Source organism: Actibacterium sp., from assembly GCF_041584535.1.
Taxonomy (GTDB): Bacteria; Pseudomonadota; Alphaproteobacteria; order Rhodobacterales; family Rhodobacteraceae; genus Actibacterium_D.
In genome coordinates, this window is sequence record NZ_JBFHDW010000323.1 from 1 (window position 1) to 2,639 (window position 2,639).

At 63.0% G+C, this 2,639-nt stretch carries 4 protein-coding genes; all 4 read right to left on the reverse strand.

Annotation, left to right across the window (positions count from 1 at the left end):
* Positions 1-773 (reverse strand): division plane positioning ATPase MipZ (locus ABYW26_RS13055; RefSeq protein WP_372605346.1); only part of this gene is annotated, 773 nt, incomplete at its 3' end.
* A gap of 96 nt (positions 774-869) precedes the next feature.
* Entirely contained in the window at positions 870-1,091 is a 222-nt protein-coding gene (gene rpmE, locus ABYW26_RS13060) for a 50S ribosomal protein L31 (protein ID WP_372605348.1), read from the reverse strand.
* Positions 1,092-1,102: 11 nt separating this feature from the next.
* Entirely contained in the window at positions 1,103-1,486 is a 384-nt protein-coding gene (gene rplS, locus ABYW26_RS13065) for a 50S ribosomal protein L19 (RefSeq protein WP_372605349.1), read from the reverse strand.
* Positions 1,487-1,797: 311 nt separating this feature from the next.
* Positions 1,798-2,639, reverse strand: an 842-nt coding sequence (locus ABYW26_RS13070; protein ID WP_372605350.1) for a hypothetical protein, incomplete at its 5' end; no start/stop codon positions are given.

Below are 2,639 nucleotides of genomic sequence, written 5' to 3' on the forward strand. Positions count from 1 at the left end.
GTCATCAGGTCGCGCAATTCCTGCCGGGCGGCGACGTTGGACAGGTTCATGCTGGCCACGCCGATATCCTTGAGGTCCAACAGCGTCAGGCCATTCGGGAACAATTCGCGGAAGATCACCCGCTCGCTGAAACCGGGGGCGACGCGGAACCCGATGCGGCGCGACAGGTTGTCCAGCGCGTCCCCCATCTTTTTCTTGTTGTGCATCTGCTGGGCGCCAAGGCGGTTGCGCAGCACCACCCAGTCGATCGCCTGCAATCCGGCCTGCGCGCGCAACTGGCGGGCGCTCCAGACCATTTCGGAATAGATCGACGGGCCAAGGATCTTGCCGGTATGGGGCTCGATCCGGGCCAGCAGGTCGAAATCGACGAAACTGTCGTTCAGCGGCGTGACCAGCGTATCGGCCAGCGAATGCGCGACCTGGCTGAGCCGGGTGTGCGAGCCGGGACAGTCGATCAGGATGAAATCGACTTCGCTTTCCATGCCCGCGACAGCCATCGACAGGCGGCGGTCATAGATGTTCTCGCCCGGGTCCAGCTGTTCCTGCGCGATGTCGGGCAGGACGCGGTAATCGGGGATCGGCAGGTTCAGACCCTCGCGGGCGCAAAAGGCGCTGCGGTTGTCCATATAGCGGCCAAAGCTGCGCTGCCGCAGGTCCAGATCCAGCGCGCCGACCCGGTGCCCTATCCGCACCAGCGCGGTTGCCACATGCATCGACACGGTGGATTTCCCCGCGCCGCCTTTTTCGTTGCCCACGACGATGATATGCGCCACGCCGTTTTCCTTTACCCGAGTCAAAAGGCGCGCCCGATACCGGACGCGCCCCTACTATATGTTGTGTGCCTCCGCTTGGGAAGCGACAGGGAAAGCTTAGAAGCCCAGACCTGCGTATTTGTTCTTGAACTTGGACACACGGCCACCAGCATCCATCAGGCGCGACGAACCGCCGGTCCAGGCGGGGTGCACCGACGGGTCGATGTCCAGCGCCAGAGTGTCGCCTTCTTTGCCGTAGGTCGACTTCATCTGAATGATGGTGCCATCGGTCATTTTGACGTCGATGATGTGGTAATCGGGGTGAATATCGGCTTTCATCTGTCCGGTCCTTACGCTTCAGCGCCAGATTTGGGCTTGTAGTTGGAAACTTCGGCGATACGGGCCGATTTGCCGCGACGCGCACGCAGGTAATACAGCTTGGCGCGACGGACTTTACCGCGACGGACAACTTCGATGCTGTCGATGTTGGTCGAATGCAGCGGGAACACACGCTCGACGCCTTCGCCGAACGAGATTTTGCGCACGGTGAACGAGCCGGCGATGCCGGTGCCGTTCTTGCGGCTGATGCAGACACCTTCGTAGTTCTGCACACGGCTGCGCGTGCCTTCGGTCACTTTGTAACCGACGCGGATGGTGTCACCGGCTTTGAAATCCGGGATGGTCTTGGCAAGCTGAGCGACTTGCTCGGCTTCGATCTGAGCGATCAGGTTCATCGCTTTACTCCTATATGCCCGCGGTTTTCCCGCGAAGTCTAATGCGCGTCCTCAGAGCTCTTGGTCTCCTTCCGGGTCCTTGCCAGCCGTTTGCCGGTCAAGCCCGCCAGAGGTCAGGGCGACGTTCCTTTGTGGCCCCGAACGGTCCGGTCAATGCGGGGGCAAGGTCAGGCGGAGAAGCCCGTTTGCGACACCGCGACCGGGACGGTCGGGAAACGGAAAACAGGCCGACATGGGGGAATCCCCATCGACAGCGCTGTTCCGAGGCGCCCTTATACGACGATTCCTCTTGTTTACAAGGGGGGTGCGGCCTAATCCGGGCGGATACCTTCGCGGTCGAGCAAAAGTTTCGCCTTGATCGACTTCAGCGTGGCCTCATCGGTGACGGTCCGGTTCAGATGCAGCAATTCCGCCGACAGATCGGCGCTTTGGCCGGGGCGGTTGCGCCGGGTCCAGCGGATGCCGGCGCGCAGGTCATCGGGCAGGTCCAGCAGGTCCAGAACCGCGCTGGCCGGGCCAGCAGGGGCGGCGCCGGTCTGCGCCAGCGGCGCCTCGATCAGCGGCACGTCGGCCAAGGCGGCCCGCAGCGCGTCCAGTTCAGTGTCCTTGTCAAAGCTCAGGCTGGCGCGAAAAGCGTCCAGATCGTCGGTCATCCGCCGCAGCCGCAACAGGTGGCGGTGGGCGCTGGCGATCATGCTGTCATTGTCGCGGGTCGAATAGAGAAAGCTGATTTCGGCCGCGTTGCCGAACCGCGCCCACAGACCGGCCAGCAGTTCCTGCGCCAGCGGCACCGAGGTCGGGTGGTAACAGGTGATCCGGCTGCCATCGGTGCGGGTTTCGCCCAGCAACGCGCCGCTAAAGGCCTCGCGCGTCAGGACGATCTGATCGGCGTCGGGGATATCGCGCAGGAACCGGCGTAAGCCACGGCGAAACCGGGCCAGTTTTTCATCCGTCGGTTCATAGCCGTAATGCCGCCCGCGATGCTGCACCGGGCCCAGCCGCGCGCCGTAATACAGCGCCACATGTGGGGCCAGTTGCGGGTCATGGGCGCGCAGGCATTGTTGCAGGCTGGTCGTGCCGGTCTTGTGAAACCCGGCATGGACGACGATCCGGGTCACTCCGGGTCGCCCAATCGTTTCTGATATGCGTCCCA

What these genes read in the sequence shown, in the direction of transcription:
- rpmE (WP_372605348.1), bottom strand. Translation starts at nt 1,091, where the DNA reads ATGAAAGCCGATATTCACCCCGATTACCACATCATCGACGTCAAAATG.
- rplS (WP_372605349.1), bottom strand. Translation starts at nt 1,486, where the DNA reads ATGAACCTGATCGCTCAGATCGAAGCCGAGCAAGTCGCTCAGCTTGCC.